General features: G+C 35.4%; 37 protein-coding genes and 1 tRNA gene. 22 read left to right on the top strand and 16 right to left on the bottom strand.

Features of this window, described 5'->3' with window-relative positions; all coding sequences use genetic code 11:
* Window positions 1–149: 149 nt before the first annotated feature.
* The 7 genes from HMPREF1535_RS01275 to HMPREF1535_RS01245 form a co-directional block, all read right to left on the bottom strand.
* The gene (locus tag HMPREF1535_RS01275; protein ID WP_044193335.1) at window positions 150–413 is read right to left on the bottom strand and encodes a hypothetical protein; all 264 of its coding nucleotides are present in this window, start codon (window positions 411–413) and stop codon (window positions 150–152) included.
* A gap of 33 nt (window positions 414–446) precedes the next feature.
* Window positions 447–722: a hypothetical protein gene (locus HMPREF1535_RS01270; RefSeq protein WP_046145075.1), complete on the bottom strand. Its 276-nt coding sequence runs from the start codon at window positions 720–722 to the stop codon at window positions 447–449.
* 11 nt (window positions 723–733) lie between these two features.
* A complete protein-coding gene (locus HMPREF1535_RS01265; protein WP_046145074.1) occupies window positions 734–1,096 on the bottom strand; it encodes a hypothetical protein in 363 nt (120 codons plus the stop codon).
* A gap of 25 nt (window positions 1,097–1,121) precedes the next feature.
* Window positions 1,122–2,003: an HNH endonuclease gene (locus HMPREF1535_RS26150; protein WP_052716632.1), complete on the bottom strand. Its 882-nt coding sequence runs from the start codon at window positions 2,001–2,003 to the stop codon at window positions 1,122–1,124.
* A 1-nt stretch (window position 2,004) separates the two neighbouring features.
* Window positions 2,005–2,490 (bottom strand): S24 family peptidase, encoded by a 486-nt coding sequence (locus HMPREF1535_RS01255; protein WP_235438424.1) that lies wholly within the window; start codon window positions 2,488–2,490, stop codon window positions 2,005–2,007.
* A 691-nt stretch (window positions 2,491–3,181) separates the two neighbouring features.
* Entirely contained in the window at window positions 3,182–3,760 is a 579-nt protein-coding gene (locus HMPREF1535_RS01250; protein WP_046145072.1) for a hypothetical protein, read from the bottom strand.
* Window positions 3,761–3,765: 5 nt separating this feature from the next.
* Window positions 3,766–4,047 (bottom strand): helix-turn-helix domain-containing protein, encoded by a 282-nt coding sequence (locus tag HMPREF1535_RS01245; protein ID WP_048316132.1) that lies wholly within the window; start codon window positions 4,045–4,047, stop codon window positions 3,766–3,768.
* 176 nt (window positions 4,048–4,223) lie between these two features.
* Between HMPREF1535_RS01245 and HMPREF1535_RS26410 the strand changes: the two genes are divergently transcribed.
* The 18 genes from HMPREF1535_RS26410 to HMPREF1535_RS01160 all read left to right on the top strand — a co-directional run bounded on the left by HMPREF1535_RS26410 (window position 4,224) and on the right by HMPREF1535_RS01160 (window position 15,954).
* Window positions 4,224–4,358: a hypothetical protein gene (locus HMPREF1535_RS26410; protein WP_255419288.1), complete on the top strand. Its 135-nt coding sequence runs from the start codon at window positions 4,224–4,226 to the stop codon at window positions 4,356–4,358.
* Window positions 4,359–4,371: 13 nt separating this feature from the next.
* Entirely contained in the window at window positions 4,372–4,671 is a 300-nt protein-coding gene (locus HMPREF1535_RS01240; RefSeq protein WP_046145070.1) for a hypothetical protein, read from the top strand.
* A gap of 373 nt (window positions 4,672–5,044) precedes the next feature.
* On the top strand, window positions 5,045–5,299 hold the full coding sequence (locus tag HMPREF1535_RS01235) for a hypothetical protein (RefSeq protein ID WP_046145069.1): 255 nt from the start codon (window positions 5,045–5,047) through the stop codon (window positions 5,297–5,299).
* Window positions 5,296–5,634: a helix-turn-helix domain-containing protein gene (locus HMPREF1535_RS01230; protein ID WP_046145068.1), complete on the top strand. Its 339-nt coding sequence runs from the start codon at window positions 5,296–5,298 to the stop codon at window positions 5,632–5,634. Before HMPREF1535_RS01235 ends, HMPREF1535_RS01230 begins: the two co-directional genes overlap by 4 nt.
* A 2-nt stretch (window positions 5,635–5,636) precedes the next feature.
* Window positions 5,637–5,921 (top strand): helix-turn-helix domain-containing protein, encoded by a 285-nt coding sequence (locus HMPREF1535_RS01225; protein ID WP_046145067.1) that lies wholly within the window; start codon window positions 5,637–5,639, stop codon window positions 5,919–5,921.
* A gap of 194 nt (window positions 5,922–6,115) precedes the next feature.
* Window positions 6,116–7,066: an ATP-binding protein gene (locus HMPREF1535_RS01220; protein WP_046145066.1), complete on the top strand. Its 951-nt coding sequence runs from the start codon at window positions 6,116–6,118 to the stop codon at window positions 7,064–7,066.
* Complete coding sequence (locus tag HMPREF1535_RS01215) at window positions 7,035–7,835, top strand: HNH endonuclease (protein ID WP_129698225.1); 801 nt, start codon at window positions 7,035–7,037, stop codon at window positions 7,833–7,835. Before HMPREF1535_RS01220 ends, HMPREF1535_RS01215 begins: the two co-directional genes overlap by 32 nt.
* Window positions 7,832–8,257, top strand: a complete 426-nt coding sequence (locus tag HMPREF1535_RS01210; protein WP_046145064.1) for a NinB/YbcN family protein — start codon at window positions 7,832–7,834, stop codon at window positions 8,255–8,257. The genes HMPREF1535_RS01215 and HMPREF1535_RS01210 overlap by 4 nt, the downstream gene beginning before the upstream one ends.
* A gap of 1 nt (window position 8,258) precedes the next feature.
* Window positions 8,259–8,450 (top strand): hypothetical protein, encoded by a 192-nt coding sequence (locus HMPREF1535_RS01205; RefSeq protein ID WP_028729675.1) that lies wholly within the window; start codon window positions 8,259–8,261, stop codon window positions 8,448–8,450.
* A 4-nt stretch (window positions 8,451–8,454) separates the two neighbouring features.
* Window positions 8,455–9,117: a hypothetical protein gene (locus HMPREF1535_RS01200; protein WP_046145063.1), complete on the top strand. Its 663-nt coding sequence runs from the start codon at window positions 8,455–8,457 to the stop codon at window positions 9,115–9,117.
* On the top strand, window positions 9,111–11,921 hold the full coding sequence (locus tag HMPREF1535_RS25025; RefSeq protein WP_052716631.1) for an SNF2-related protein: 2,811 nt from the start codon (window positions 9,111–9,113) through the stop codon (window positions 11,919–11,921). The genes HMPREF1535_RS01200 and HMPREF1535_RS25025 overlap by 7 nt, the downstream gene beginning before the upstream one ends.
* Window positions 11,918–12,271 (top strand): VRR-NUC domain-containing protein, encoded by a 354-nt coding sequence (locus tag HMPREF1535_RS01190; RefSeq protein WP_028729673.1) that lies wholly within the window; start codon window positions 11,918–11,920, stop codon window positions 12,269–12,271. Before HMPREF1535_RS25025 ends, HMPREF1535_RS01190 begins: the two co-directional genes overlap by 4 nt.
* Window positions 12,268–12,978 (top strand): hypothetical protein, encoded by a 711-nt coding sequence (locus HMPREF1535_RS26065; protein ID WP_187386416.1) that lies wholly within the window; start codon window positions 12,268–12,270, stop codon window positions 12,976–12,978. Before HMPREF1535_RS01190 ends, HMPREF1535_RS26065 begins: the two co-directional genes overlap by 4 nt.
* Window positions 12,914–13,561, top strand: coding sequence for a P-loop NTPase family protein (locus HMPREF1535_RS01180; protein ID WP_052716630.1), 648 nt, complete (start codon window positions 12,914–12,916; stop codon window positions 13,559–13,561). The genes HMPREF1535_RS26065 and HMPREF1535_RS01180 overlap by 65 nt, the downstream gene beginning before the upstream one ends.
* Before the next feature lie 21 nt (window positions 13,562–13,582).
* On the top strand, window positions 13,583–13,981 hold the full coding sequence (locus HMPREF1535_RS25265; protein WP_046145062.1) for a PcfK-like family protein: 399 nt from the start codon (window positions 13,583–13,585) through the stop codon (window positions 13,979–13,981).
* A gap of 3 nt (window positions 13,982–13,984) precedes the next feature.
* Window positions 13,985–15,310 (top strand): PcfJ domain-containing protein, encoded by a 1,326-nt coding sequence (locus HMPREF1535_RS01170; protein ID WP_046145061.1) that lies wholly within the window; start codon window positions 13,985–13,987, stop codon window positions 15,308–15,310.
* A gap of 13 nt (window positions 15,311–15,323) precedes the next feature.
* On the top strand, window positions 15,324–15,680 hold the full coding sequence (locus HMPREF1535_RS01165) for a putative quorum-sensing-regulated virulence factor (protein WP_028729669.1): 357 nt from the start codon (window positions 15,324–15,326) through the stop codon (window positions 15,678–15,680).
* Window positions 15,673–15,954 (top strand): DUF551 domain-containing protein, encoded by a 282-nt coding sequence (locus tag HMPREF1535_RS01160; protein ID WP_235438425.1) that lies wholly within the window; start codon window positions 15,673–15,675, stop codon window positions 15,952–15,954. Before HMPREF1535_RS01165 ends, HMPREF1535_RS01160 begins: the two co-directional genes overlap by 8 nt.
* A 318-nt stretch (window positions 15,955–16,272) precedes the next feature.
* Here HMPREF1535_RS01160 and HMPREF1535_RS01155 read toward each other — a convergent pair.
* Window positions 16,273–16,347, bottom strand: a tRNA-Val gene (locus tag HMPREF1535_RS01155).
* A 38-nt stretch (window positions 16,348–16,385) separates the two neighbouring features.
* Here HMPREF1535_RS01155 and HMPREF1535_RS01150 point away from each other — a divergent pair.
* A complete protein-coding gene (locus tag HMPREF1535_RS01150) occupies window positions 16,386–16,709 on the top strand; it encodes a hypothetical protein (protein ID WP_052716629.1) in 324 nt (107 codons plus the stop codon).
* A 7-nt stretch (window positions 16,710–16,716) separates the two neighbouring features.
* Here HMPREF1535_RS01150 and HMPREF1535_RS01145 read toward each other — a convergent pair whose 3' ends face one another.
* Complete coding sequence (locus HMPREF1535_RS01145; RefSeq protein ID WP_148499096.1) at window positions 16,717–16,914, bottom strand: hypothetical protein; 198 nt, start codon at window positions 16,912–16,914, stop codon at window positions 16,717–16,719.
* 415 nt (window positions 16,915–17,329) lie between these two features.
* Between HMPREF1535_RS01145 and HMPREF1535_RS01140 the strand changes: the two genes are divergently transcribed.
* Window positions 17,330–18,289, top strand: a complete 960-nt coding sequence (locus HMPREF1535_RS01140) for a bacteriophage abortive infection AbiH family protein (protein ID WP_046145059.1) — start codon at window positions 17,330–17,332, stop codon at window positions 18,287–18,289.
* Between the two features lie 42 nt (window positions 18,290–18,331).
* On the opposite strand, the gene HMPREF1535_RS01135 is transcribed toward HMPREF1535_RS01140, so the two are convergent.
* The 3 genes from HMPREF1535_RS01135 to HMPREF1535_RS01125 all read right to left on the bottom strand — a co-directional run bounded on the left by HMPREF1535_RS01135 (window position 18,332) and on the right by HMPREF1535_RS01125 (window position 20,499).
* Window positions 18,332–18,763 carry a hypothetical protein gene (locus HMPREF1535_RS01135; protein WP_046145058.1) on the bottom strand — a complete coding sequence of 144 codons (432 nt, stop codon included), beginning with the start codon at window positions 18,761–18,763 and terminating at the stop codon, window positions 18,332–18,334.
* 33 nt (window positions 18,764–18,796) lie between these two features.
* Window positions 18,797–19,393, bottom strand: a complete 597-nt coding sequence (locus tag HMPREF1535_RS25010) for a hypothetical protein (RefSeq protein WP_052716628.1) — start codon at window positions 19,391–19,393, stop codon at window positions 18,797–18,799.
* A gap of 299 nt (window positions 19,394–19,692) precedes the next feature.
* The gene (locus HMPREF1535_RS01125) at window positions 19,693–20,499 is read right to left on the bottom strand and encodes an AbiH family protein (protein WP_046145057.1); all 807 of its coding nucleotides are present in this window, start codon (window positions 20,497–20,499) and stop codon (window positions 19,693–19,695) included.
* 157 nt (window positions 20,500–20,656) lie between these two features.
* Between HMPREF1535_RS01125 and HMPREF1535_RS26060 the strand changes: the two genes are divergently transcribed.
* Window positions 20,657–21,067, top strand: a complete 411-nt coding sequence (locus HMPREF1535_RS26060) for a terminase small subunit (protein ID WP_046145056.1) — start codon at window positions 20,657–20,659, stop codon at window positions 21,065–21,067.
* A 7-nt stretch (window positions 21,068–21,074) separates the two neighbouring features.
* Window positions 21,075–21,494, top strand: a complete 420-nt coding sequence (locus HMPREF1535_RS01115) for a hypothetical protein (protein WP_046145055.1) — start codon at window positions 21,075–21,077, stop codon at window positions 21,492–21,494.
* Between the two features lie 6 nt (window positions 21,495–21,500).
* On the opposite strand, the gene HMPREF1535_RS01110 is transcribed toward HMPREF1535_RS01115, so the two are convergent.
* The 4 genes from HMPREF1535_RS01110 to HMPREF1535_RS01095 all read right to left on the bottom strand — a co-directional run bounded on the left by HMPREF1535_RS01110 (window position 21,501) and on the right by HMPREF1535_RS01095 (window position 23,626).
* The gene (locus HMPREF1535_RS01110) at window positions 21,501–21,971 is read right to left on the bottom strand and encodes a hypothetical protein (protein WP_046145054.1); all 471 of its coding nucleotides are present in this window, start codon (window positions 21,969–21,971) and stop codon (window positions 21,501–21,503) included.
* Window positions 21,972–21,974: 3 nt separating this feature from the next.
* Window positions 21,975–22,490 carry a YfbU family protein gene (locus HMPREF1535_RS25005; RefSeq protein WP_167769552.1) on the bottom strand — a complete coding sequence of 172 codons (516 nt, stop codon included), beginning with the start codon at window positions 22,488–22,490 and terminating at the stop codon, window positions 21,975–21,977.
* A gap of 610 nt (window positions 22,491–23,100) precedes the next feature.
* A complete protein-coding gene (locus HMPREF1535_RS01100) occupies window positions 23,101–23,340 on the bottom strand; it encodes a hypothetical protein (RefSeq protein ID WP_046145053.1) in 240 nt (79 codons plus the stop codon).
* 10 nt (window positions 23,341–23,350) lie between these two features.
* Window positions 23,351–23,626 carry a helix-turn-helix domain-containing protein gene (locus HMPREF1535_RS01095; protein WP_046145052.1) on the bottom strand — a complete coding sequence of 92 codons (276 nt, stop codon included), beginning with the start codon at window positions 23,624–23,626 and terminating at the stop codon, window positions 23,351–23,353.
* Window positions 23,627–23,715 lie beyond the last annotated feature (89 nt).

Raw genomic sequence — 23,715 nt, 5'->3', positions numbered from 1 at the left:
ATTTAAAAGCACTAGCCGGACATGAATTTTGTGGACCGATTGCATTAAGTTTACGGCATCCCCAACCCGGACAACGGTTATTGACCCAGCAGTGATGTTCTTTGTCCTCTGAACGTGTATATTGACCGTAACAGATGGCAATAGAGCGGTTATTCATTAAACATTTTTCCTTTTCCGGTAAATATATATTCAAGATTTATATTGTACCGCTCGTATGCCATGCGAATAGCATACAAGGGTACATTCATTGTGTTTTCAATCTCCATACGGTATATGTTAGAGGATGCGAGGCCGACGGACTCCGCAAATTGTTTTTTTGTTTTTATTTTCCTTAGTCCGATCAGCTGGTACATGATAGCCAGGAACCGGTCGGTTATAATCCTGTTTTCTGTAATCTTCTCGTTCGCTAACATATTACTTCGTTTTGTATAAGAGATATAAAGCATTTATTTTATTATTCCCAATTTTATTTTTAGTAAACTTTTTTGGAATAATGAAACGCTTGGCATCTTGTTTTGCTCCTTGCCCAATGAAATCCATGCTTCTAAAGGTTTACTTATTCTGGAAATTGAATTTAATATATTAAGAGGGATGCCACCTGATAAAGTGAAAAAATTCAAAGGTAGCTTGTTGTTGTTTAGAAAATTGTTGATATCTATCTTTGGATCAATCTCAAGGCAAGTGATAAGAAGATGATATAATCGAGCTTTAGGAGTTTTCATGCTATAATATTTTATTTTTTTATTGCCATACCTTTTACATATATATAGTTCACTGCACCATTCTTGTCATACGTAACGTCGTATTTTAGATTGATGATACCGTTTGCTCCTTTCTGTTTTGCATCGTTATAAACGGCTTCTACACCATCTATGTACGTTGCTCTTTTCCATTTACCTTTTTCGTTTCCACTATATACAAACGTATATACAGATGCTACCGGCTCGTAGTCGAAAGATACAGCCGATGCTTCAGTTATAAAGAAGCCGGCTTTTGTGTATTGGCTATAATCAATACTTTCGTTTTGAATGTAATAATTTCGCCCGCAGCTAGTTAATGCAATAATGGTCAATAATAGTAAAAATGTTTTCTTCATGCTTTGAATTGTTTAATTAGTGATTTTATCCGATTTTATTTGATTTTTCTAAATTACATTTTTGACAAAGGAGTTGTAAGTTTTCAACATTTGTTGCACCACCTTTGGAAAAAGGGATGATGTGATCTAAATGTAGATTCTCTGTAGAACCGCAGTAAACGCATTTTCCAGTATCTCTATTCCACACTGTATCAACAACTTCTTTGGGGATAGGAGGACGTTTGTTTGCTTCAGGGAATAGTGTTCCTTCATTAATGAGTTCTTGTGTAATTATTTTTTCGATTTGTCTTTTGCGTTGTCGGTCAATGATACGCTGCTTTATTTCTTCTTTTTCTCTTTCTTCTACAGATTTTTTTTCTTTCTCTGATTCCTCTTTTTTTAATTGAATATAGTATTGTGTCCTTTCTTCTATTTCTGTTTTATTATCATTGTAAAATACTGTATCTCCAAAAGAATATATTAATAACTTGATTTGGTCAATGTCATTTATCAATATTTTTCTTGGCGTTGAAACATCACTGTTTTCTAAAATGTGCAAGGCTTCCAATTGATTTAATATTCGTTCTGCTCGATTAGAACCAACAAATAAAGCATCTTTTAAATTTTGTATATTCGTACTTTGTGATTCTATAATCCATAAGGCGGCTTTTTCTAATAAAGAGTCATGGTTGAAATTATATGATATATTGTAATATCCTGCTTTATATTTCGCAATACAATCAATTTTTGATTTTTTCTGATTTTCTGTTATAAATGATTCTTTTTGAGGAGAAATATTCAATTGATGTACATTGGAAGTTTCAGACAAATTGTTCAGTGACTTTTTCTGAGCTTTATTGGTTTGCTTCCTTAGAAACCACCAACAAAGCACTATTAATAATAAAATAAATAGAGTTAGTATTTTCATATTACTTATTTTTTTGTTGTTTGACCACATTGAACAACTGTGCTATATCTCTGAGGTCCACTGTAAAGTCTGGATAAATCGGATTGAAGGAATGACAGGTAATTATTCCTTTCTCAACATCATGGTCAACAATCTGTTTGAGTACAATACCATCTGTCTTGTGTACGATGACGAATGCATCCCATGCGTTGATATGTAATTTGCTTTTCCAGTAATCACAGCCTATTTCCCGGCAAAGCAAAATGTCCCCTTGCTCATAGCTGTGCTTCATACCGTCGTCCATGCTGTCGCCTCTGACTTCGAAGCTGATGTACTTACCTTTATATTCCTTGTCAACGATCCACGGGATTTTGGGAAGTGTTTCAATGTAGGCTACATCTGACCATCCCGCCATATATCCAGCTTGTGCATACTGATTTACGAGTGGAACCATCATAAGATATTCGTTTTGGATAGGGAGTGCTTCTTCTTTCTGTTCAGTTAGCATATTCCCTATGTCTGCTAGTAACCAAGATGCATTTATATTCTCAATTGAGTGTATTATGCTCTCTAAGAATTTAGCAGAAGGAACACTTTGTCTACTTCCTAATATATTGTTTACGCTAGTGGGCGGTTCATTTATCGCTTTTGCGAATTGGTTTTTATTTCCGTTAAATAGCTTATCTACAATAGTTTGAATTCTTTCCTGTATTGTCATAGCTCAATTGAGTGTTAAATAATATCAATTTCAAGAAATAAAATCCTCAAAAGAGTTATTTGTAAAACTCAATTGAGTATATTTGCAATGTGATTAACAACAAACAATAATCACAATACAAAGTAAATAGCAAATATAATCATTCAAAATGACTAAATGTAGTCAATTTGATAAAAAAGTATCCAATTCGATCTTTGAGTTAGGTGTCATGAAAGACCTTGTTGAATTAAGCGTATGTTAGCAGAAATGCCGTGATACATGCAGGGGATGTAAACAAGGCTATATGAATGAAAAGATTGAGAGGAAAGATATTTCCAGCTCGCAATGTAGTTTAATTGTTTTCGATCTTGTAATGAGTATAAAAAATGTAATCCTTTTGCAGGTATCCTTGCGGTGGTGGGTAAGAAGACCGTATTACATGATAATATAGCCTCGCATGACTTTAAGTCTACCGTTTGATCGGGTGCGGGGTACACGTTGATTACGTTTTTGGTCCATAATAAATGAGTTTTCTATAATTTCCTTCTTTTCCAAAAGAAGGCTTAAATTTTTCTTCAAGTAATCTTCTATTAGGGAATTCTTGTTGTAGTTTTTCCCGTTTATCCTTATTTTGTTTAGCTTCATAAGTTGATAAAAAGAACTCCATGCAAGAAGATATGTATTTGTCATTCAAAAGTGACTGTTTATCAAAAAGAGGACAATCTTTATTTCGTTGTTTTATAATGCGAATAAGAGTATTAGATGGAATTCCGATAAGATTACTAATCTCATATATTGGTAAATTAGAAAGTAGTGCAGCTAATTTGAATTCTGTTTTCGAATATTCAATTTCATTAGACCTAAGTTGTTTTATTATAGATTGGTTATTAACAACCTTTTTAGAAATCAAAGGTTTTATCTCGCTAAATCTTTCTTTAAAATATAGCTGAGTCTTGAACTTATTTATTCTCTTAAGAATGTCAAATTCAATAGATATTGGTGGTTTTCGCTGTAATAGTTCGTCTATTATGGCATCCACTTTTTCATTTGTATTTATAGGTATATATTTATTAAGATCCATACCTCTTATTTTTTAGAGAGGTTCTCAATAGTTCGTTGTTGACTTTCTATGATAGAAAGAAGTCGTTCGTTAGTGATAGGAGCAAATTCTTCTGATTGCTTTGGCAATGAAAATCCAATCAATTCTGATACTTCAATCCCGGTGGCTTTGGAAATGGTTATAATTTCCTCTACGCTACGTTTCATTAAATCATCGTAACGAGGCATGTTATTAGGGTGTATGCCTAAGGCGTCGGATACAACTTTATATGTAATGCCTTTTTTTTTCAATATCTCTCTTAAAGTCATAAAATCAAATTAAATATAATTAACCAATAAAACAATCATAATTAATTGAGACAATCAAAAATGATTGTATATTTGCAATGTGATTAGCAACAAACAATAATCACAATACAAAGTAAATAGCAAATATAAGAAAAGTAAATAACCTGATATAGTCAATTTATAAAAAAGTAAACGATATGAGTAACAAGATTGAACTAATGAAAGCGGAAATTGAAACTTTAGTAAGCATGACAGAAGAAGAAGCATGCAGAGAGTATAACGTTGACAGCAAAGTAGAGGCTGTTCAGTACATCATTGATTTCTGGGTGTAGGAAGGAGGTAGCCATGAATGAATTAAGAGATATTTTAAAGATGGTACAAGTGGTACAATGTGAATGTTTCGGAACGGAAGTTACGATTGCAATATTCACTAACCAGAAATATTTTTCAGTCCATGTACAACGTGCCGATCGGGATTATGAGGTTGTCTATTCAGACAAATTCTATTCAACTGAAACATTGGCAATAAACACGAAGAAGTTTGCTGGATTGTATGCCTTTGTTGTTGATGAAGCTTTTCGCATCGGATATACACTGATAGGAAACAAATTTACCAAAGTAGAAAACCGCTGTGAAGCAGGCTAATGATTGACTAAAATAAGGTTCAGCCGGGTGAGAGTCCCGGCACACGGGCGGTCAGTAATCTGGGATGAAACATTACAGAGTGCGCACGATGTAAAGAGGCTGGTTCGATACCGGCACCGTCCACATTGAAAACGATCTTTGACGTACTACGAGATATGATATGTAACCGTTAAGGCGTGAAGGCACGCTGGTTACGAGTAAATAACCCACTAAATGAGTCTGCGATATGAAGGAGAGAACACCAACTTAGAGCAGGCGGTCACAAGTGTAGCGGAGTAAACAAAATTATTTGACAATATATTCATTTTTCTGCCAGGCTTGTTACCGGGTTCAATTCCCGGTTGACCACATCAAATCAATAATAAAATTAATTATGACTGCACAAGAAGCAATTGAATTTATCCGTATAAACAAACAGTACGGAGATAAAAAGGCCATATGTGAACGAGCTGGTGTATCACACCAGACATTTAATACTATGATGAAACATGAGAAAGGCCCTGATGAAGAGAAATGGTATGATGCCGAATACAAAGTTTTGTGTGAGGCTGTCGCGTATCTAAAACCTAAAGTTGCTCAACGCAAAAAGATGGCGGAGGAACTTAAAAGAAAACTGTCTCAAATATGATTCCGTTAACCGCTTCGGAAACGGATGCAGTACTTTATCTGGCAGAACATGAGGTTGTAAAAGTGGCAGCCGATAAACGCTGTGTATCGGAACACACCGAAAAAAATCAGATAAAGTCGGCAATGGCCAAACTGGGTGTAACTACCCAGATTGGATTGATAAAAGAATTCTTCCGGTTGATATATGGGATTGAATTTAATCTACAAGATGCCCGGCAAATGTTAGCAATCTTTTTTCTATCTCTCTTTCTTTCAACTTGGGGAAATTGGGATCAGGTTGCATGTAGAGCCCGGAGGATAAGAGGACGTTTTGAATATGAATTAATGGTTGCATAATAATGGATACTAAAGCTGTACTAATGATATCAATGCCTGTGACAGAACTGGCTAATTTGATAGAGATTGCTGTTGACAAGGTTTTAGATAAGCGTTTTTCTCCCTTGCGAAGACAATTTGAAGACCGTCTGATAACATTGAAAGAAGCTGCTCAAAAGTTAGGGGTAACAGACCGGACAATGAATAATTTAGAAAAACGTGGCGAATTGATTCCTACCCGAATAGGGGCAAAGGTAATGTATAAAGAGAGTGATATAACACAATACCTAAATCGAAAATCACAATGAAACTACTATTATCCTTCCTATTCTTTTTCCTGTCTTTCGGATGCTTATTTCTTGTGTGTAACGCAGATAAATGGGAACCTGGAAATGTCTTTTTCTGGGCTTGTGTTTTTGGTGTATCGGTCGTTGTAACGGAAAAACAATTGAAGAAAAAAGAGAATACTAAATAATATTACTAACAAATTAATTTTCAAGCTATGAGTTTATTCAAACAACCTTCCGAACTGGAAGTTTCTACAACAATCAAAGCGCTGATCTACGGACAGCCAGGTCTCGGTAAGTCAACATTAGGTTTGTCTACTCCTTCTCCGGTATTATTGGATTTTGATGGAGGTGTAAAGCGTGTGAATGGCGCTTTTCAGTGTCCGACGTTACAGGTGAAAAATTGGGACATGGTGATTGAGGCATTGCAGGAAGATTTATCTCCATTTAAAACAATCGTTATTGATACTGCCGGGAAGATGCTGGATTTTATGTCTGCCTATATTATCAAAAACGATCCGAAGTTGGGACAGCGTGACGGTTCCCTTTCTTTGAAAGGCTATGGAGTTCGTAAGACAATGTTTATCAATTTCCTTTCCCAATGTTCAATGATGGGTAAGAATTTGATTTTTGTTGCCCATGAACGAGAAGAGAAAGATGGAGAGAATCGGATTGTTCGTCCGGAGATTGGCGGATCATCCGCGGGGGACTTAATAAAAGAACTTGATCTGGTTGGTTATATGCAAGCGATAGGTAGTGAACGCACGATTAGCTGGTCACCTACAGAGAAATTCTATGCAAAGAACACATGTAATCTCCCGCCCATGCAGAAGATACCAATCATTATTGATGCTTCCGGCAATGTTACCGGACAAAATATTTTCTTATCAAGTATATTCGATAGCTATCAGGCTTATTTGAAAAAGCAGGCAGATATCAGTAATGATTATGAGGCTTTGATTGATGTGGTAAAGGAAAATGTAGAGTTGATTGTTGATGCTGATACCGCCAACGCTGTCACTGAAAACATGGGAAAGCTACAACATATTTGGGATAGCAAACTGAAAGCCGGTCTGATGATCCGGGATAAATGTAATAGCCTGGGATTAAAGTTGAACAAATTAACTAAGAAATATGAATCAGCCGATGCCGCAGCAACAGCCTAAGTATAAATTCTACCCGTCTCTTTTAGATCAGTTTGAAAAGTATCTGCATGTGGATCGTGAGTTTGAGCATTTTTTCAATCAAGATCAGGAGACAGGGGATTATAAAAAGACGTATGAAGAGATAGAGACTGAAATGAAACAGTCTCTACTCAACAGTATTAATCGAGTTCCGTTCGATTCAGAAGCCGCAGATAAGGGTACAGCATTCAATGATATTGTTGATTACTTTATCCATAGAAAACCGGTAAGAACTCAGATCATAGAGGATATCAATGCCGATGTAGTTACAGCGACATACAACAACAGAACATTTTATTTTTCTTATCGTTTCTGCTGTAAGGCAGCAGAATATTTTCATGGGTCTGTTAGCCAGTTATTTGTAAAAGCTGTTCTCCCTACCAAATACGGAACCGTTGAGTTGTACGGATACATTGATGAACTGAACCGTAATAGGGTGTACGATATTAAGACAACTTCCCGGTATGAGTTTGGAAAGTACTCAGATGGTTGGCAACGACATGTGTATCCTTATTGCCTTATCTCTTCCGGTCTTGTTAAAGATATTGATTCTTTTGAGTACACTGCTTATCATCTGAAAGGAGGCACAAGCCGAACTCCTCTCATTACCGGAGTACAATACCCAGAACTTTATAAATACGATCATCAGCAAAGCCAGGGGCTATTAGCCCGGCATTGTGAAAGGTTTATTGAATTTTTGGAAGTGAACCGGGATCTAATCACTGATAAAAAGATTTTTGCTGAAATATGAAAACACGATTTGTCAAGGAACAAGGAGTAATCAAGTGGCAAGGTCAGCCGATCGAGCTTCTCTTTAATCTTGTTGCCAACGGTGAATATACGCTTGAAATAAAGAAGAAAGTCAAGAAACGCACTGTTGACCAAAATGCCCTTATGTGGATGTGGCTTACTTGTATAGAAGATGAAACAGGTACACTGAAACAAGATGTATATGAATATTACTGTAAAAAGTTCCTTTGGCGAAATGTATTCATTAATGGTAAAGAGGAAATTGTCGTCCGGACTACATCGAAACTTAATACGGCTGAAATGACTGTATTTCTCAACAAAGTACAGGCGGATGCCGCTAGCGAATTCGGTATAAGGTTACCGTCTCCGGACGATCAATATTTCAACTCATTTACAAACAGGTATGAACACATAAGGTATTAAGATGGAAAAACAGGTTAAGATTGGGAATCTCGCCCATGAACATGAGAGTGAAACCGCTAAACAGACTTTAGTAAAATCAGTAAAAGCCACTGAAAAAAGGTTGTTGAAAGCGAAAAAATTAACCCGGTTAGTGATTGGTTCTGCAATAGTAATGACCACATGCCCGGAAAAGTATAACACATTAATTCGTTGATAGTATGGAAGAAAGAGAACCTAAAATTAAAAAGGCCGTTTTGAATGGTCGTCAGTTGACAGTAACTTATACGGAGTTCCGTCCGGAGGGTGACAAGGACATCGCTGTTAAGTCTGAGATACCGGCACATATTGATTGTACAAATGCATTCAAGAAATTGATTCCTCATTTTATTCTTCTCACAGAAATGAAAGAATCCGATAAAGTAAGTCAGCGAGCTGCGATTGTTGGAATGGATAATCTGATCGGTGACGACGATGATTTTAAGAATGCTGATGTTTACGGTATCAAAATGGGAAAGAATGATAGTAGTACCAATACGGTCATTTTGATGGGTGAACGGTATCTTCAAATTGGTGGTTCAGTTGATTTCTGTTCTCCTGCTCAGGCGTTGGAATCATCGGATAGTGAATTTGAATATCCTTACATTAATGAATTGAACCTGGCTGTACAGGCAGTGATTTATGAAGTAAAAGAATATTTGTTCAATCAAAAATTTGCTATAACTCAAACGACGCTAGACTTTGAAGCAGTACCGGACGCTCCGTTTGAAGCCGGAAAAATGGTAGATACGGATACCGGAGTAGTTACTCCGATCACTGTTGAGAAACCGAAGCGAGGACGTAAACCGAAAAATCAACCTCTTGCAACAGCAGCAGCATGTTAATCCAAGAAGACGAAAAGAATTATTTCCTGCAATTTAAGTATCATCCGCTTATGATTGATGTTGTCAAACGTATTCCTGGACGGAAGTTTGACAGCAAACTAAATATGTGGGTGATACCTAAAAGTTTCTATCCACCTGGAAAATATACTCAAAAGGCCTATGTCGACATTTTTGCTAACTGGGCTGTGAAAAAAGGCTATGAGAAAAGTGTACAAAAAGGAGCTCAGGCTTCAAGACCGGACGTTCACTATACGCTTCCTCCGATGCCGGAATTACTTTCACCGCATGGGTTAAAGATAGAACCTTTCCCATATCAGAAACAAGGTATTGCCTATGCTTTACAGAAAAAGCGGTGTTTCTTCGGGGATCAACCTGGTTTAGGAAAAATGGAACCTTACAGTGCGCTAATTGCCACTCCATCGGGATTTCGGAAGATGGGGGATTTAAGGGCAGGAGATGAGCTATTTGGACGGGATGGAAATGTCTATCATGTTACCGGTATATTCGATCATGGGGTAAAAGATGTATATCGGTTTACATTCAATGATGGTGCTGTATGTTATGCAGGTCTTGAGCATTTGTGGAATGTCAGGGATGTGAATATGAGAAAACGTAATCAAGGATGGAAGACGATGAGTACGGAGGATATTTTAAAAAAAGGACTTAGATGGAATATTTCACCAAGCCGCAAAGCAAGTGGTCGTAAGCCAATATTACGCTGGGAAATTCCTGTGTGTGATCCGGTTAAGTATTCGCATAAGAATTACATAATACATCCATATATCCTTGGCGCTTTGATTGGTGATGGAAATTTATGCAATGGTGTTGTTTGTCTCAGTAATCCTGATATTGACAGTGATATTCACCAAAAGATAAAAAAACTTCTTCCTGATTACATGCGATTAAGAGGCGATAATATTGCTACTTGTCCAAGATACTGTATATGTAATTCGGATGGTAAGCATGTGAATCATTTTTTAGCCGAGATCCGTCGTTTGAACATTGATGTCAAATCGGAAGATAAGTTTATACCTAACGAATACTTGTATGGTGATATAGAACAGCGTATTGAGTTACTTCGTGGTCTGATGGATACAGATGGGTCTATCACAAGTGGAAGGGCACGAATGATCTATCACTCAATGAGTCGCAAATTATGTGATAATGTTGTAGAGCTGGTTCAATCGTTAGGTGGCTTGGCTCATATAAGGGAATATGATCGCATGAATGAAGGAAAATCTATCGAATATCAGGTCATAATTACTACGCGGTTTAATCCATTCAGTACAGTGCGTAAAGCTGAGCGATATAAAATTCAGAGAGGAAACTATTGTTCACGTTATATAGAGAATATAGAACTGGATAGGAAGGAAGAGTGTCGGTGCATCAAGGTTGATGCTCCAGATGAACTGTATTTAACAGATGAATTTGTGGTAACTCATAATACCCTTCAGGCTATCGGTACATCTTTTATAGCAAAAACATGGCCGGTATTGGTGATCTGTCCCGCCAGTCTAAAGATCAACTGGCAACGGGAATGGAAGAAATTCACAGGAAAAGATGCGATTATCCTTGATGATCGGAATAAAAACAACTGGCACCGGTATTACGAAATGGGGTGCTGTGATGTTTTCATTACGAATTATGAATCATTGAAAAAGTTTTTTGTTGAAGACTTTGCCGGTGGTGTAACCCGGTCGATTAAGCTAAAGCCGGTAGCCAGTTTGTTTAAGTGTGTGATCATTGATGAAAGCCACCGATGTAAGTCAAGTAAGACACAGCAATCAAAGATTTGTTACAAGTTATGCCAGGGAAAGGAATATCGTTTCCTGCTCACTGGAACACCTTCGATCAATGGTCCGGGTGACCTGATCCAGCAATTAAAGATTATGAATCGTTTGGATGATTTCGGAGGATATAAGAGTTTTGAAGCAAACTTTATGCAGGGACCACGGCAGGCAAGTAATTTGGAGATGCTAAACTGGCGATTATGGAATACCGGTTTCTTCCGGAGGGAGAAAGCAAAGGTTTTGGATCAGCTGCCGGATAAGATGCGTCAGGTTGTGAATGTGGATATCACAAACAGAAAAGAATATCAGGATGCAGAACATGATCTGCTTAGTTATTTAGCTGCTTATGAAAATGCTGATGATGAAAAGTTACGACGGGCCGAACGTGGTAAAGTGATGGTACAAATGCAGAAACTCCGACAAATTGCAGCTAGAGGAAAAATATCGGCAGCCGTAGAGTTTATCCAGGATATAATTGATTCCGGTGAAAAGTTGATTGTTTTTGCCTTCCTCAAAGAGGTTGTACAGGAGATAAAGAAAGTATTCCCTAATGCAGTTACCATCGTTGGAGACAATACCAGCCAGGAACGACAGGATGCCGTTGATCGGTTTCAAAATGATCCGAAATGTAACCTTATCATCTGTAATTATAAATCGGCAGGGGTAGGTCTTACATTGACAGCTAGTAGCCGAGTTGCCTTTGTTGAGTTCCCGTGGACATTTGCCGATTGTGAGCAGGCGGAAGATAGAGCGCACCGTATCGGTCAAAAGAATAGTGTGAATTGTTATTACTTCCTTGGAAAAAATACAATTGATGAATCGATATGGGATATTATTCAGACAAAGAAAGACATAGCAAACGATGTAACCGGGACAGATGATCAGGTACCGGAGAAAACTGTCGATGCAATGATTTTGAAAATGTCTGCTAAATCAGGAATCAAGAAAAGTGAAACAAGCACGTCTCCGTTCGATCGTCGTCTGGATGGTGCACTATTCAGCAATGCAATATGAAAGGTGAGGCAGGTCTGCAATCTTCATGTATAGAGTGGTTCAATCTACAATTTCCAAAATTGAAACTGCTTCTTTTCGCTGTTCCGAACGGTGGCCGACGTAACAAGATAGAAGCGGCCAATCTCAAAAGGCAGGGTGTCCGGGCTGGTGTTGCTGATCTTATTTTACTTTTTCCAAAAGGTGGTCACGGTAGCCTTTGCATAGAGATGAAGTATAAGAAAGGTACGCAGCAGGATTCGCAGAAGGACTGGCAGAGGGTAGCGGAGGCGGCAGGCAATAAATACGTTGTCTGCCGGTCATTGAATGAGTTTATGAAAGAGGTCAAGAACTATTTAGGTATTGAGCGATGAATTATATTGAATTAATAAATCGGTTTTGGGAATTGGATGAGCAATGGCAATTCTCCTGCTGTGAAACGAGACTGTATTTTTACTTGGTAAAAACAGCAAATCGTTTAGGCTGGGCGGATAACTGGACGCATAAAGATGATAAAACATCTGCTAATGTGGGAGTGTCATTAAATACAATGAAGACAGCCAGGAACCGGTTATCTCAGGCGGGTTTAATTAAATTTATTTCCGGTGGAAAAGGTCAAAAAGATAAAACAAGGTATCAAATTTTGACACCTAACTTAATACCTAACTTGACACCTAACTTAACACCTAATCTGATACCTAATCAGACCCCTATAAATAAACTAAATAAAACAAGTAATAATATACCCCCTATAATCCCCCATGAAAACAATTTGCCTTTTCCGGAAGAAAAGCCGAAAAAGAAATCCGGTAGGGCAAAGAAAGAATTTATTCCTCCAGTACTGGACGATGTATTAAAATTCTTTTCCGGCAGCTTATTGCCGGATTGGGAGAACCAGGGACGGTTATTTTTCTCTCACTACAATTCCCAGGGTTGGCGTAAAGGAACCGGTGTACAGGTTACTGACTGGGATAGTTTAGCAAACAAATGGATTTTAGACGAAAAAATTAAACGAGATGCAAGGAGTACAGGAAGTAAGACAAACAATCCAGCGTCCGGTAACAGATACGCCGGAAAATAAGATTGACCTAACGGCCTATAAGAAATTATTTCTTCGGGTAGCAGATCACTATTCCAAAGGCACATTTGTAATCGACGAGCGAAACAGAGCGATCGTGTATTCCCTGTTTCTGTATTTCCTGAAACAACCGGGATCGCTCGATATCCAAAAAGGTTTGTGGTTAGCCGGTCCGGTCGGTACCGGTAAATCTACGCTGATGTATATTTTCAGCGGGTTTATGCAAACTTTACAAAGGGGGTTCCGGGTGTATGTGTGTAGCCGGATTACGACAGAATATGCAATGCACGGAGATTTGAGCCGGTATCTGGATAATGCCGGATGGTCTTCATTGGGCCCGGTTGATATGTGTTTCGACGAGTTCGGCCGTGAACCTATCCCGGCAAAATATTTCGGGAATGAGTTGAACGTGATGCAGCATATATTTCACATTCGGTACAGCTATTGGCAACAGTACGGATTAAAAACCTATGTTACAACAAACCTTTATCCGAATGATGTAGAACGTAAATACGGTGATTATATCCGTGATCGACGTGGTGAAATGTTCAACCTGATTGAGTTGAACGGAGAGAGTAGAAGATAACTAAACTAAAAATAATATCCTATGAGAACAAAAAACTTTAATGAAGTAATCGCTGATTATTTGAAACAGCGGGCAGCAGAGGACACACTATTTGCTCCGAAGTTTACTAATCCAAAGAAGAACATTGATGAATGTTGCCGGTATATTTTAGGTGAAGCGCGGAAGCGCGGTAATGAGGTGGTAATGACTGATAATGAAGTGTTCGGCTTAGCTATACACTATTACGAAGAGGAAAATATCAAAGTGAATGCTAGAATAGGTAATTCAGTTAAAAGCCGGGTTGTAAGTAGCAAACAGGTTCCTGAGGTTCAAACTGTGGAACAGTTGTCGATACAATATGAACGGCCTGTTTTTTCCACTGTTAAGCGGGGGAGAGGTAAGAGAGAAGAAAGCAAATTACAATTATCTTTATTTGATTAAGCCATGAAGCCAAAAACAAAATTACAAAAGCTGGTAGTTAAACTGAGCGCACAATTACCGAAATTTACTGAGAAACATCGTCAATGGGCTATTGAAAATGTCGTTGATCGTATTGGTCTTCGATTGAAAAAAGGTATTATTACTTGTACTCATTGTAGTGAAGTTTTTCCTGATACAATGAAATTTGAAGATGGAGAAATTGATCTTTGTCCCAATTGTGGAAGTAAGTTGAAGATCGAAACAAGTACGAGAAAGAATGATTTTCAAGCAGAGTATTTCTCTATTATAACAACATGCCAGGGATTTCAAGTATTCCGTTATTTTATGATTAAGAAGGAATTCAAATTTGGCTGTGAGGCACAATATAAAATTGCGGAAGTTGTTCAGCGATGGCTCCTGCCTGATGGTAGATTTGAAACATTTGCAAAACTTACTAATACCCATCAATATTATAGTGATGCGTGGTGTTTTGAAAGTGAGATGGAATTAAGGGGAAGAGATAAACATGCCTACAATGTTGGATGCGATGCATGTTATCCTGTTCGAAAATATCTTTCTGTTTGGAGAAAATATGGATTCAAAGGAAAGATGTACGGCTATTATCCTTTTAACTTCTTTCATCTAATCAGTACAAATAACCAAGCTGAAACATTACTTAAAGCCTGTCAGTTTGATTTGCTCTGTAGAATGTGTGCAGGATATGATGATGAAATAAAAAGATACTGGCCATCGATCAAGATATGTATGCGTAACCATTATTCGGTGAAAGATGCAAAAATGTGGCTTGATTATTTGATGTTACTCAGTTACTACAAAAAGGATTTACGCAATGCTCACTATGTCTGTCCTGTTAATTTAAGAAATGCTCATGATGAGTATATGAATAAGCGGAATCGCGAATTGGCTAAAGAACGTGCTGCCTTTGATCGTGAAAAAGCTATTTATGCAGAACAACGACGGAAACGACTTTTTGAAAAGATGAAGGAAGACAATCTCAAATATCAAGAACAGAAAGGTAAATTCTTTGATGTTCAATTCAATGATGGGGTTGTAGTGGTACGTGTACTACGTAGTGTTGAAGAGTTTAAAGAAGAAGGGGATGCTTTGAATCACTGTGTATTTACAAATGAGTATTATAAAAAGACTAATTCCCTTGTTCTTTCCGCTCGAATTGGAGATAAACACATTGAGACAATCGAAATAAATTTAACGACTATGACGGTCAATCAATGTTATGGGCATGGAAATAATAATACAAAGTATCATAATCAGATACTTGAACTTGTGAAAAAGAATATGAACCTGATCCGTCGAAGGTTGACGGCGTAAATATTAAGTTGTTATGAAATATGTTCCTGTTTTTGGTAGAAATATTGACAGCTATATTCAAAAAAGATTGAATAACAAAACTCATTTGATTTGCACATTCGATAGAGAAGACGGTTTAAAATTGTATATACTAGCAATAGAAATAAATATGAGACTTGAAGATAACTCCCTTATGCCTTGGGGAAAATATAAGGGTGAGAAAATGGCAAATGTTCCGGCTACATACTTGATGTGGCTATACAACAATGAGAAATGTAATGCGGAAGTCCAGGCGTACATTGAAGATAACATGGATGCTTTAAAAGAAGAAATCAGGCAATTAGGAGATAAAAAAGATGAAACTAAAAGATATAGCAAGCCAATTGGCTAACCGAATAAACCAACCAGCCGTAATCGAAGTGTATCTTCGACAGGTATATGCGAAGGGTTTTATAGATGGTACCAAACAGTCTCCCTGGATAAGCGTTAAGGAAGGGTTACCATGTGATCAAAATATCGTCTTGGTAAGGAGCCAATATGGAAGCAAATCTACAGCTTATTATTGCGACAATAATATCGGGTTTGTAATTTACGGAGAAAATGCCTATAAGGTTTTTGGAGTAGTAACGCATTGGATGCCGATACCGGAATTAGAAGAGAATTGAACTTTTGCTCACCTTATTTGCAAGGCGAACAAACGCGGAAAAATTGAAAATTAAGTATTGAGTCGACATTAAAAAGAACATAAATGTATTTATTGAAGGATTAATGCTATCACGGAAACAATAAGTGTTACTATTGCAATAGCTATGTTAATATAAGAGAACTTTTGTGACTGTTTTGAGTTCCGATCAGCGTTGTGTTCTCGTTTAATTTTTTGAATGTCAGCAGAGTAATGTTCTAATCCTTTGGTTGAATTATCTTCTTTACAAAAATACTTCATGTAGTATATAATGTTGGTGACTTATATAATATTTAAAAAGTGAACCGTGCCGGATTCGAACCGGCGACCTCTGCCCTGTCAAGGCAGCGCTCTAAACCAGCTGAGCTAACGGTTCGGTTTGGCAAATATAAGAAAATTAAATAATAACGAATCATGGAAACAAATGAGAATTTTAATTTATGGTGTATTGTCGAATTATTCGGACATAACCGGATAGCAGGCAAATGTAGTGAACAAAACATTGCAGGAAATAATTTCCTCCGAGTAGATGTGCCAACGACTAGTAAACAGTCCGGTTTTACCCGCTTCCTTTCAGCCAGTGCAATCTATGCAATCAATCCCGTCACGGAGGAAGTTGCTAGGCAAATCGCGGATAATTTGCAGATTCAACCTGTGAACGTTTGGGATGTGGGCCATTTGGTAGATCAAAAGCTGATGGCATTGCAAACCGGCGTTATCCAAGAGGACAATTTTTAATTCATATTTAACAGAAAAAGCCACTACAGAATACTGTCAGCGGCTTTTCCTTTAAATTGAGAGGGCGGCGTGGGACTCGAACCCATCTTGAAGAGTTGTGATTACTCATTATTTCATTGTAAGTTTTTACTTGTTGGTCGGAAAATCCTGCCTCGCCCAGAATCACAACCCCTACCGCATTCCAAATTTCATTTTTCTTTTTCATGCTTCTTCCTTTTTTTTGAACATTATTATTTTGGTTATCTTTAAATGAAAATAGTGTTGCCCCTAGAGCAAACAACTCAAAGTAAGTGGGCATTCCAAATCCCAATGAACAAGATATTATACTTACAGCTACTGTAATGCAATTTTATTTCGCAAATATCAGAAATTAAAAATTAGAACCCTAATTATTTTAATAAAAAAAGCAATTCAAATACTGTTTTTGGATAAATCATTTTAGTTTGTAACAGTTCGAGAATGGTACTGAATGGATTTCAGTTAGTACCATATTATAAAAGAACACTTAGTCGATTTATTGGTATAGTGATCAGATTTTGTGAAAAGAGAATTAAATATTAAATTTGTAGAATTGCATTAGAATTTTTATATTTAAAATTTAACAAGAAATAAAGGCATTTATGTATAACAAAAAGGACTCATCAAATCTGCATACTTTTAAAGATAGTATATTGTATCTTATTGGAAATGGATTTGATCTACATCATTCTATAAATTCTAAATATCAGGATTTTCATAAATATGTAAAAGAAAATAACCCTAAGCTTGAATCTTTTTTTGATACTTATTTTCAACTGTCAGAAGATCTAGATTATTTGTGGTCTGATTTTGAAAATGATTTAAGAACTTTTGAAAGTGACTTGTTTTTCCATGATATCAGTGTTATGAGTGAAAAAGAATGGTTTGATCAAAAAGAACCTAAATGGAGTGATTGGTTTGGTATGTATGATGAAATCACTGGGAAAATAGAGTATGAGCATAAGGAAATCTGTGATTCTTTTCTTGAATGGCTTAAGACTCTTTCAATAACAAAGGTATTGAGGAAAAATTTAAAATTTGACAATAATGCTAAATTTGTTTCGTTTAATTATACTCTAACCCTCGAAGAACTATATAATATCCCTTCAGAAAAGATTTTACATATACATGGGGATATAAATAGTAATAGTTCTGATCTTATTTTTGGGCACGGAGGTAGCCTCAAAGAAATTGTTGAATTTGATGAAAATGGCGATAGTAATCGAGTTCCTTGGAGTGATGCTGAAAAAGCCTCACTATATCTATATGATGTATTAAGAAAGCCTGTTCAATCAACTATCGAAAATAATATGATTTTTTTTAATTCTTTAAGCAATGTACAACATGTTATAGTGTTGGGACATTCATTAAACGAAATAGATATGCCATACTTTGAGAAGATAAAAGATCTTGTTTCCGATGGATGTAAGTGGATCATCGTTTATTATTCAGGAAAAGATGAGAAAAAAAAGTATATAAAAAGTATTAAATCCCTAGGATTAACAGAGTCATCTGAATTATTAACCTGGGAAGAATATCAAAAAATGGGGGAGACTATTTAATCCCGGATTCGGTTCCTGTGGTATTGAGTTTAGTGCCAAATATCAATATCTTCTAAATTTATAGAGTGTTGTTGATAGGTTTTCATTCTCTTTAATAAAATCTTTAAGGTAGTCCTCTGTAATAATAAATTGCTTATTTGTTTCTTTTTCCTTTGTAGCTAATATTTGCTCTCCGTTTGATGTTATTTGAAAACTGTGAATAATTCGATTTCTCTTATCACATAGTTCTTCAAATAAATTAGCTATTTTATCATCTGAATTTTCTGTAATAGTATTTTTGATTGCAGTTTCCATCTTTTTAGATCCTGATGTTGTATCAATTAAATTATACCAATCATATTGATGTTTTCCTTTATTATTTAGAATATTTTCAATGACAAAAGCATTATTTGAATTGAAAACACATAGAGCAATTCCCAACAATTTTATGTATTCTTCTGACGGTAAAGCCTGTTTTGTAATTGATTCGTTCATTTTTTATTTGTATATAATTTATAAATAGGTCGTTTAAAAATTACCCCATATAGCAGGGTTTGTTATAATATTGGCAATAACATTTGAAGCAACATCAGAACCAAAACTTTTAATCTTATCTATAAGTCTATTTTTAGCTTGTACAGGATCTGATTCATTTTCTATGATTGCTTTAATTTCTTTTTGTTGTTTGCCTGTTAACTCATCTTTTATTGCCTCAATGAAAATGTCAATAGCTAAAGACTGTTCTTGAGATTGATTCTGAGATTGATTAACATTGACATGTATAGAATTGTCCGTCTTATTATTCTCATTTTTAACTTTTGGGAGTTCTGGGATAACAAGACATGATTCCAGTATTCCTAGTAATTTATCAAATGAACTAGGTGAATTATAAGATTTAATGAAAGCTTCTGCTGCTTTTTCAAAATCATTAATACATCTGTCTCCTGCAAATTTGAAGGATAAAAACCTTATAGTCTTATTTTTCCAAGTTTCATATTGTGTTGTGCTTTGTAGTTTGTAAGCACTAAATAATCGTATTACATTAGGTGATGTATTGATGTAAGAAATGCCATTTCTTATTTCTTTACCTTCTTCTATAAGTTCTTCGAGAGTTATAATAGCCATATGATATTATTGTATGAATTTCCAAAGGTATAAATTTATTTGATGTAATGATATTTAAGGAACCATAAACTTAACAGTTGTGCTTTGTAAATATCATAATGTATAATACGTATCCTATATGATATTTTATTATATTTGTCTTTATATAAATCTGTATGTATGAGTAATATAAAGATTGATCCAAATAACTATCGTATCCATGGCGACAAGAACAAACGTCTGATCCGGAAAAGCCTTGAAGAATGTGGTGTCGGGCGTTACTGTTGAAAAGCATTGATTGTAGGGTGCTACTGTTGGTTTTATAAATGGTCATATTTTTCATTTACTGTATTAATGAATCTTACATTATAGCTTTTCTTGAATTCATATAAATTTTGATTGGACATAGTATCTATTTGCATCATTATATTATCGTAGCTATCGTTACCATGATAGGATATATATACCTCTTTCAGTGGAGTATTGTAGGATTTGCCTGGGAAAAAAAAGAAATCTTTAAAGTAAGTATGATCTGTTTCTCCTAAAGAATGTCCAAAAAATATTATACTGTCTGATATTTCTAAATAATTAGAAATATCTATTGGCGTAAAATTTATATTATAGGATTTTTTTAAGAAAATATGTTCTTTTTTTATGTCAGCCATATCTTCTACTCCAAATATAATATCTTTATTTTCTATGGAACCATGAACTTTTATTATCTTCTTTTCTGGATATAAAATCTTTGTTGTAGGAGTATAGTTGAAATCTATAATTACAATATCCATTTTACATAGGTCATTAATAATTTGGTATGCGATTGATTCTTTATTGATTTTATCATATGGTAAACTTGAAAGATAATCAATTAAAGAAGCACTAAGGTTTTTGAAATCTTGTTTTACTTGCTTGGGTTGAGAATCTGTTTCTGTAGAATATTTTTTTAATTCATTTTCGATATCAATCCAATTATATAGTTCTTGCTGATTAAGTAGATATTTACATAATTGATTGTTATTATTAACTTCCTTTTTGAAGTAGTCGCTTTTTATAAAGTCGCAGTACCCTGTTTTTAGACCTAGATTTAAATCAAATCCATTGCCAATGATAAGTAAAGTTTTATTCATTGAATTTAATGTTCTATGGTTATCTATTACAAAGATACGAAGTAATTTATATTATCTAATAAATGCTAGATTGTTTTTTGATTTATGTATCATGTCGGATATTAAATATACAATATGATAAATTATTCTTATATTTGTCTTTATAAGAATTTTAGATATGGCTGCATCGAAGAATAATCAGTTTTGGAAATTGAGGAGTAAACATGGAAGAGATACCCTTTTCTCTTCTCCTGAGCTCTTATGGTCTGTAGCATATGAGTATTTTGATTGGTGTGATGAAAACCCCTGGTACCTTTACATTGAAGGTAAATTCGGTACTGGCAGTATGAAACCAAACAGGGAGAAAAGCGGTATGTTACCGAAATTCATGCGGATAAGGTTGAGTTCTTCTCTTTCGGCAGTAAACGAGAGGATAATCAACGCCAGAATACTATCAGTCAATCGGCACAACCTGAGCCACCCAAAGAAGACCTACCATTCTAAAAACACGAGAGGCAACGCCCGCACTACCAGACCGTCACCCCTCCACACGATTATAGTACAAATATACTACTTACTTTTAAATTAATCGTGCTATGTTTAGTGAAATTGCAGAAATAAAGTCTATTCGGGAACAAAAATCAAAACTATCAGAGAGAGAAGCAGAGTTGACAACTCCGATTCTAACTGACCTTAACCAGATCAGCGTGTTGTATGGATGGTTTAGGGAGCTTTTATCCGATCAGGCGTGCCCCGGACGGGTAGAGGGTGCTCATCAAAGAAAGAAGTTCATTTTTATAGTTCTCTTTCTATTTGCACCTAGTGTGTTGGCCGGTGGGCGGATGCCAAATGGATTGCGGGATAAGATTGCAGAGGCTATCGACTTGAAGGATATAACATTCATTTCTCACAATATTGAGACAATTGTATTCCTTCATCAAAATGATAAATATTTCAGAAGGGATATAGAATGGATGTACGGGGAGATTATGAAAAGGATAAAGCTGGGGGATTAGGCGGCTTTACTGATAAAAGTTTTTGTTAGTTTCAGAACTAAGAATAGATATAAGACCTCTTAATTCTTCCAATAATATTTTATTTTTAGAAGTATTGCTATTGTTGAGATCTTGAGAATATGTACATATAGTATTATATTTTATGTTAAGTTTATCTTTAATAGGATGTTTGTCATCAATAAGTGCCTTGATTTCGTTTAATTTAGACAAAAAAACCTGAATTGCCATTAGGTCTTTATTGATATTTTTACCTAATTTTCTTGTTTCTGTGTTAATTGTGTAGTTTATGATTACTATTTCAATAGCTTTAGCCTCTTTTAGTAACTCACTCAGATCGATGGTGACTTTTCTGGCAAGAAGAAATTCTTTTGCTTCTATGGCCGCCAATGACGCTGATTTTGTCTTTCTATATTGCCTCCATGCGACAATTGCACCTATTATAGAACAAATTGAAGCTAAATAATTTATTATATCCATAAATTATGCATTTAATATTGATTCAATTTGTTCTTTGGATAAGTGATATCTTACCATGTATTCGTATTCTTTCCAAATGGATAGCATTCTTTGGTACTTATTTTGCATTATCATATGACTACTGAAATCTCCATTTGAGTTGGTTTTTATTTCGTCATATCTTCTTAAATCAAAAACAAAATACCTAGCATAGCTAGCCATTCTGGCTTCAAGATTATCATTGAAATCAAAACCTCTAAATTTGACTTTGTTAACGATATCGGTTTCGTTAATTTGTAAGGCTGAGAAAATTAGCCCCCTATACATTTCTAAAACATCAAGAACGAATCTACAATCTTCTAAAGATAATTCATTTGATAAAATTTCAAATAAATCTTGGTAGTGGATAGTATACCCTTCTTCAATAGCTGTTTTTAGATTCTTCAAAGTGTCATCATCAGGACTTAACTTTTCTAAAATTCTTAATTGTAGTGCATAAGATAATCTTTCTTTTGCGGTAAGTGTTATTATATCTTCCATTATATTTACATTAGAATTATATATATATGTTTTATTTGCCATTACTTATTGCAAATATACTTATTCTTTATGATTCAGACAACTAAAGTTTAGCTTAATCGACAATATACAAATATATCTAACAAAATCGAAGAAAGCAAGCAGATCCCTTGAAAATTTGTTTGTGCAAGAAAGAAATCTTTTTCTTTCTTGGTATAAGTATATACTTCTTTCTTTATATATTATATTTATTATTATTTGTGTCGCTTGCTGTGTCTAGCCTGTGTCACTTGGTTGTGTAATGTGCTGTATTTTAGTGTGTTATCTGTGTTTGTTTTGTGTCAAATGCTGTGTCGTAAATAGTTCATTGAATTTCAACGGTTTATTGTTTTAGATATTTGACTGTACGATTTTTATTTTTTTGGGGGGGCACTAGCTGTGTCAGTGATGAAGATAATCGATTAATATATAATGTGTTGTCTGTGTCGTTTGATGTATCGCCTTTTTAGTGGGGTGTGTCAATGATTGGTGTAATATGTTGATATGTAGAGGTGTATCTGTGTCAAAGACAAAGCCGGAGAAATCCGGCTTTATTTGTAATGAGCATTATATTCATAAAAAGTGATATAGATTAATCCAAAACGTCTATTATGTATCGTTTAGTTATACAATCACTGTTTGGATTTGAATAAGAATCTAATTTGAAATGAGATTTATTATTGCAGATAAATTCCCATAATTCCCATTTTGTAACACAAAGTTCTTTTGCAGCAAAATCGACACTCACTTTCTTTGTTTCGTGATAGCTTTGATATAATTGTACAAACTTTTTTATACTATCTAATGATAATGTTTCTCCCTTCTTTGCCATAATATTTAATTTAAAGGTTTTCTGCTAATTTCCTAATATCTTCCTTACTATTGATAACATGTGTGTCCTTACCGATCCGGACGGCTCCAACTACTTCGTCAGAAGACTTATCGAATAGCTCTGCCACAGGAACACCAAGGGCATTAGCAATCTTCTCAAGAGTCTCAAGGGTGGGATTGCCGTTGATACTATTTGATAGTGTTACTCTATTTACACCGATAAGATCTGCTATATTTTGAATAGTCGTGCCTTTTTCTTTAATAAGTTCTTTTATTCTTAGTTCCATAACGTAGCTTTTATATTACGCCACAAATATATAAAGAAAATCTTTATGTAAATACATACGTTACGTTTTAAATGTTAAAGTAGTGTTAA

The organism is Parabacteroides goldsteinii DSM 19448 = WAL 12034, from assembly GCF_000969835.1.
Taxonomy (GTDB): domain Bacteria; phylum Bacteroidota; class Bacteroidia; order Bacteroidales; family Tannerellaceae; genus Parabacteroides; species Parabacteroides goldsteinii.
The sequence above is the reverse complement of the archived record's forward strand: the minus strand, read 5'-3'. Positions and strand labels throughout refer to the sequence as shown.

What these genes read in the sequence shown, in the direction of transcription:
- HMPREF1535_RS01110 (WP_046145054.1), bottom strand. Translation starts at nt 21,971, where the DNA reads ATGGATATAATAAATTATTTAGCTTCAATTTGTTCTATAATAGGTGCA.
- HMPREF1535_RS25010 (WP_052716628.1), bottom strand. Translation starts at nt 19,393, where the DNA reads ATGGCTATTATAACTCTCGAAGAACTTATAGAAGAAGGTAAAGAAATA.
- HMPREF1535_RS01125 (WP_046145057.1), bottom strand. Translation starts at nt 20,499, where the DNA reads ATGAATAAAACTTTACTTATCATTGGCAATGGATTTGATTTAAATCTA.
- HMPREF1535_RS01205 (WP_028729675.1), top strand. Translation starts at nt 8,259, where the DNA reads ATGGAAAAACAGGTTAAGATTGGGAATCTCGCCCATGAACATGAGAGT.
- HMPREF1535_RS26060 (WP_046145056.1), top strand. Translation starts at nt 20,657, where the DNA reads ATGGCTGCATCGAAGAATAATCAGTTTTGGAAATTGAGGAGTAAACAT.
- HMPREF1535_RS01235 (WP_046145069.1), top strand. Translation starts at nt 5,045, where the DNA reads ATGACTGCACAAGAAGCAATTGAATTTATCCGTATAAACAAACAGTAC.
- HMPREF1535_RS01100 (WP_046145053.1), bottom strand. Translation starts at nt 23,340, where the DNA reads ATGGCAAAGAAGGGAGAAACATTATCATTAGATAGTATAAAAAAGTTT.
- HMPREF1535_RS01145 (WP_148499096.1), bottom strand. Translation starts at nt 16,914, where the DNA reads ATGAAAAAGAAAAATGAAATTTGGAATGCGGTAGGGGTTGTGATTCTG.
- HMPREF1535_RS01140 (WP_046145059.1), top strand. Translation starts at nt 17,330, where the DNA reads ATGTATAACAAAAAGGACTCATCAAATCTGCATACTTTTAAAGATAGT.
- HMPREF1535_RS01200 (WP_046145063.1), top strand. Translation starts at nt 8,455, where the DNA reads ATGGAAGAAAGAGAACCTAAAATTAAAAAGGCCGTTTTGAATGGTCGT.
- HMPREF1535_RS01255 (WP_235438424.1), bottom strand. Translation starts at nt 2,490, where the DNA reads ATGCTAACTGAACAGAAAGAAGAAGCACTCCCTATCCAAAACGAATAT.
- HMPREF1535_RS01215 (WP_129698225.1), top strand. Translation starts at nt 7,035, where the DNA reads ATGAATCAGCCGATGCCGCAGCAACAGCCTAAGTATAAATTCTACCCG.
- HMPREF1535_RS01240 (WP_046145070.1), top strand. Translation starts at nt 4,372, where the DNA reads ATGAATGAATTAAGAGATATTTTAAAGATGGTACAAGTGGTACAATGT.
- HMPREF1535_RS01150 (WP_052716629.1), top strand. Translation starts at nt 16,386, where the DNA reads ATGGAAACAAATGAGAATTTTAATTTATGGTGTATTGTCGAATTATTC.
- HMPREF1535_RS01190 (WP_028729673.1), top strand. Translation starts at nt 11,918, where the DNA reads ATGAAAGGTGAGGCAGGTCTGCAATCTTCATGTATAGAGTGGTTCAAT.
- HMPREF1535_RS01135 (WP_046145058.1), bottom strand. Translation starts at nt 18,763, where the DNA reads ATGAACGAATCAATTACAAAACAGGCTTTACCGTCAGAAGAATACATA.
- HMPREF1535_RS26410 (WP_255419288.1), top strand. Translation starts at nt 4,224, where the DNA reads ATGAGTAACAAGATTGAACTAATGAAAGCGGAAATTGAAACTTTAGTA.
- HMPREF1535_RS25005 (WP_167769552.1), bottom strand. Translation starts at nt 22,490, where the DNA reads ATGGAAGATATAATAACACTTACCGCAAAAGAAAGATTATCTTATGCA.
- HMPREF1535_RS26150 (WP_052716632.1), bottom strand. Translation starts at nt 2,003, where the DNA reads ATGAAAATACTAACTCTATTTATTTTATTATTAATAGTGCTTTGTTGG.
- HMPREF1535_RS01180 (WP_052716630.1), top strand. Translation starts at nt 12,914, where the DNA reads ATGCAAGGAGTACAGGAAGTAAGACAAACAATCCAGCGTCCGGTAACA.
- HMPREF1535_RS01225 (WP_046145067.1), top strand. Translation starts at nt 5,637, where the DNA reads ATGGATACTAAAGCTGTACTAATGATATCAATGCCTGTGACAGAACTG.
- HMPREF1535_RS01245 (WP_048316132.1), bottom strand. Translation starts at nt 4,047, where the DNA reads ATGACTTTAAGAGAGATATTGAAAAAAAAAGGCATTACATATAAAGTT.
- HMPREF1535_RS01210 (WP_046145064.1), top strand. Translation starts at nt 7,832, where the DNA reads ATGAAAACACGATTTGTCAAGGAACAAGGAGTAATCAAGTGGCAAGGT.
- HMPREF1535_RS25025 (WP_052716631.1), top strand. Translation starts at nt 9,111, where the DNA reads ATGTTAATCCAAGAAGACGAAAAGAATTATTTCCTGCAATTTAAGTAT.
- HMPREF1535_RS01265 (WP_046145074.1), bottom strand. Translation starts at nt 1,096, where the DNA reads ATGAAGAAAACATTTTTACTATTATTGACCATTATTGCATTAACTAGC.
- HMPREF1535_RS01170 (WP_046145061.1), top strand. Translation starts at nt 13,985, where the DNA reads ATGAAGCCAAAAACAAAATTACAAAAGCTGGTAGTTAAACTGAGCGCA.
- HMPREF1535_RS01230 (WP_046145068.1), top strand. Translation starts at nt 5,296, where the DNA reads ATGATTCCGTTAACCGCTTCGGAAACGGATGCAGTACTTTATCTGGCA.
- HMPREF1535_RS01250 (WP_046145072.1), bottom strand. Translation starts at nt 3,760, where the DNA reads ATGGATCTTAATAAATATATACCTATAAATACAAATGAAAAAGTGGAT.
- HMPREF1535_RS01270 (WP_046145075.1), bottom strand. Translation starts at nt 722, where the DNA reads ATGAAAACTCCTAAAGCTCGATTATATCATCTTCTTATCACTTGCCTT.
- HMPREF1535_RS01115 (WP_046145055.1), top strand. Translation starts at nt 21,075, where the DNA reads ATGTTTAGTGAAATTGCAGAAATAAAGTCTATTCGGGAACAAAAATCA.
- HMPREF1535_RS01220 (WP_046145066.1), top strand. Translation starts at nt 6,116, where the DNA reads ATGAGTTTATTCAAACAACCTTCCGAACTGGAAGTTTCTACAACAATC.
- HMPREF1535_RS01165 (WP_028729669.1), top strand. Translation starts at nt 15,324, where the DNA reads ATGAAATATGTTCCTGTTTTTGGTAGAAATATTGACAGCTATATTCAA.
- HMPREF1535_RS25265 (WP_046145062.1), top strand. Translation starts at nt 13,583, where the DNA reads ATGAGAACAAAAAACTTTAATGAAGTAATCGCTGATTATTTGAAACAG.
- HMPREF1535_RS01275 (WP_044193335.1), bottom strand. Translation starts at nt 413, where the DNA reads ATGTTAGCGAACGAGAAGATTACAGAAAACAGGATTATAACCGACCGG.
- HMPREF1535_RS01095 (WP_046145052.1), bottom strand. Translation starts at nt 23,626, where the DNA reads ATGGAACTAAGAATAAAAGAACTTATTAAAGAAAAAGGCACGACTATT.
- HMPREF1535_RS26065 (WP_187386416.1), top strand. Translation starts at nt 12,268, where the DNA reads ATGAATTATATTGAATTAATAAATCGGTTTTGGGAATTGGATGAGCAA.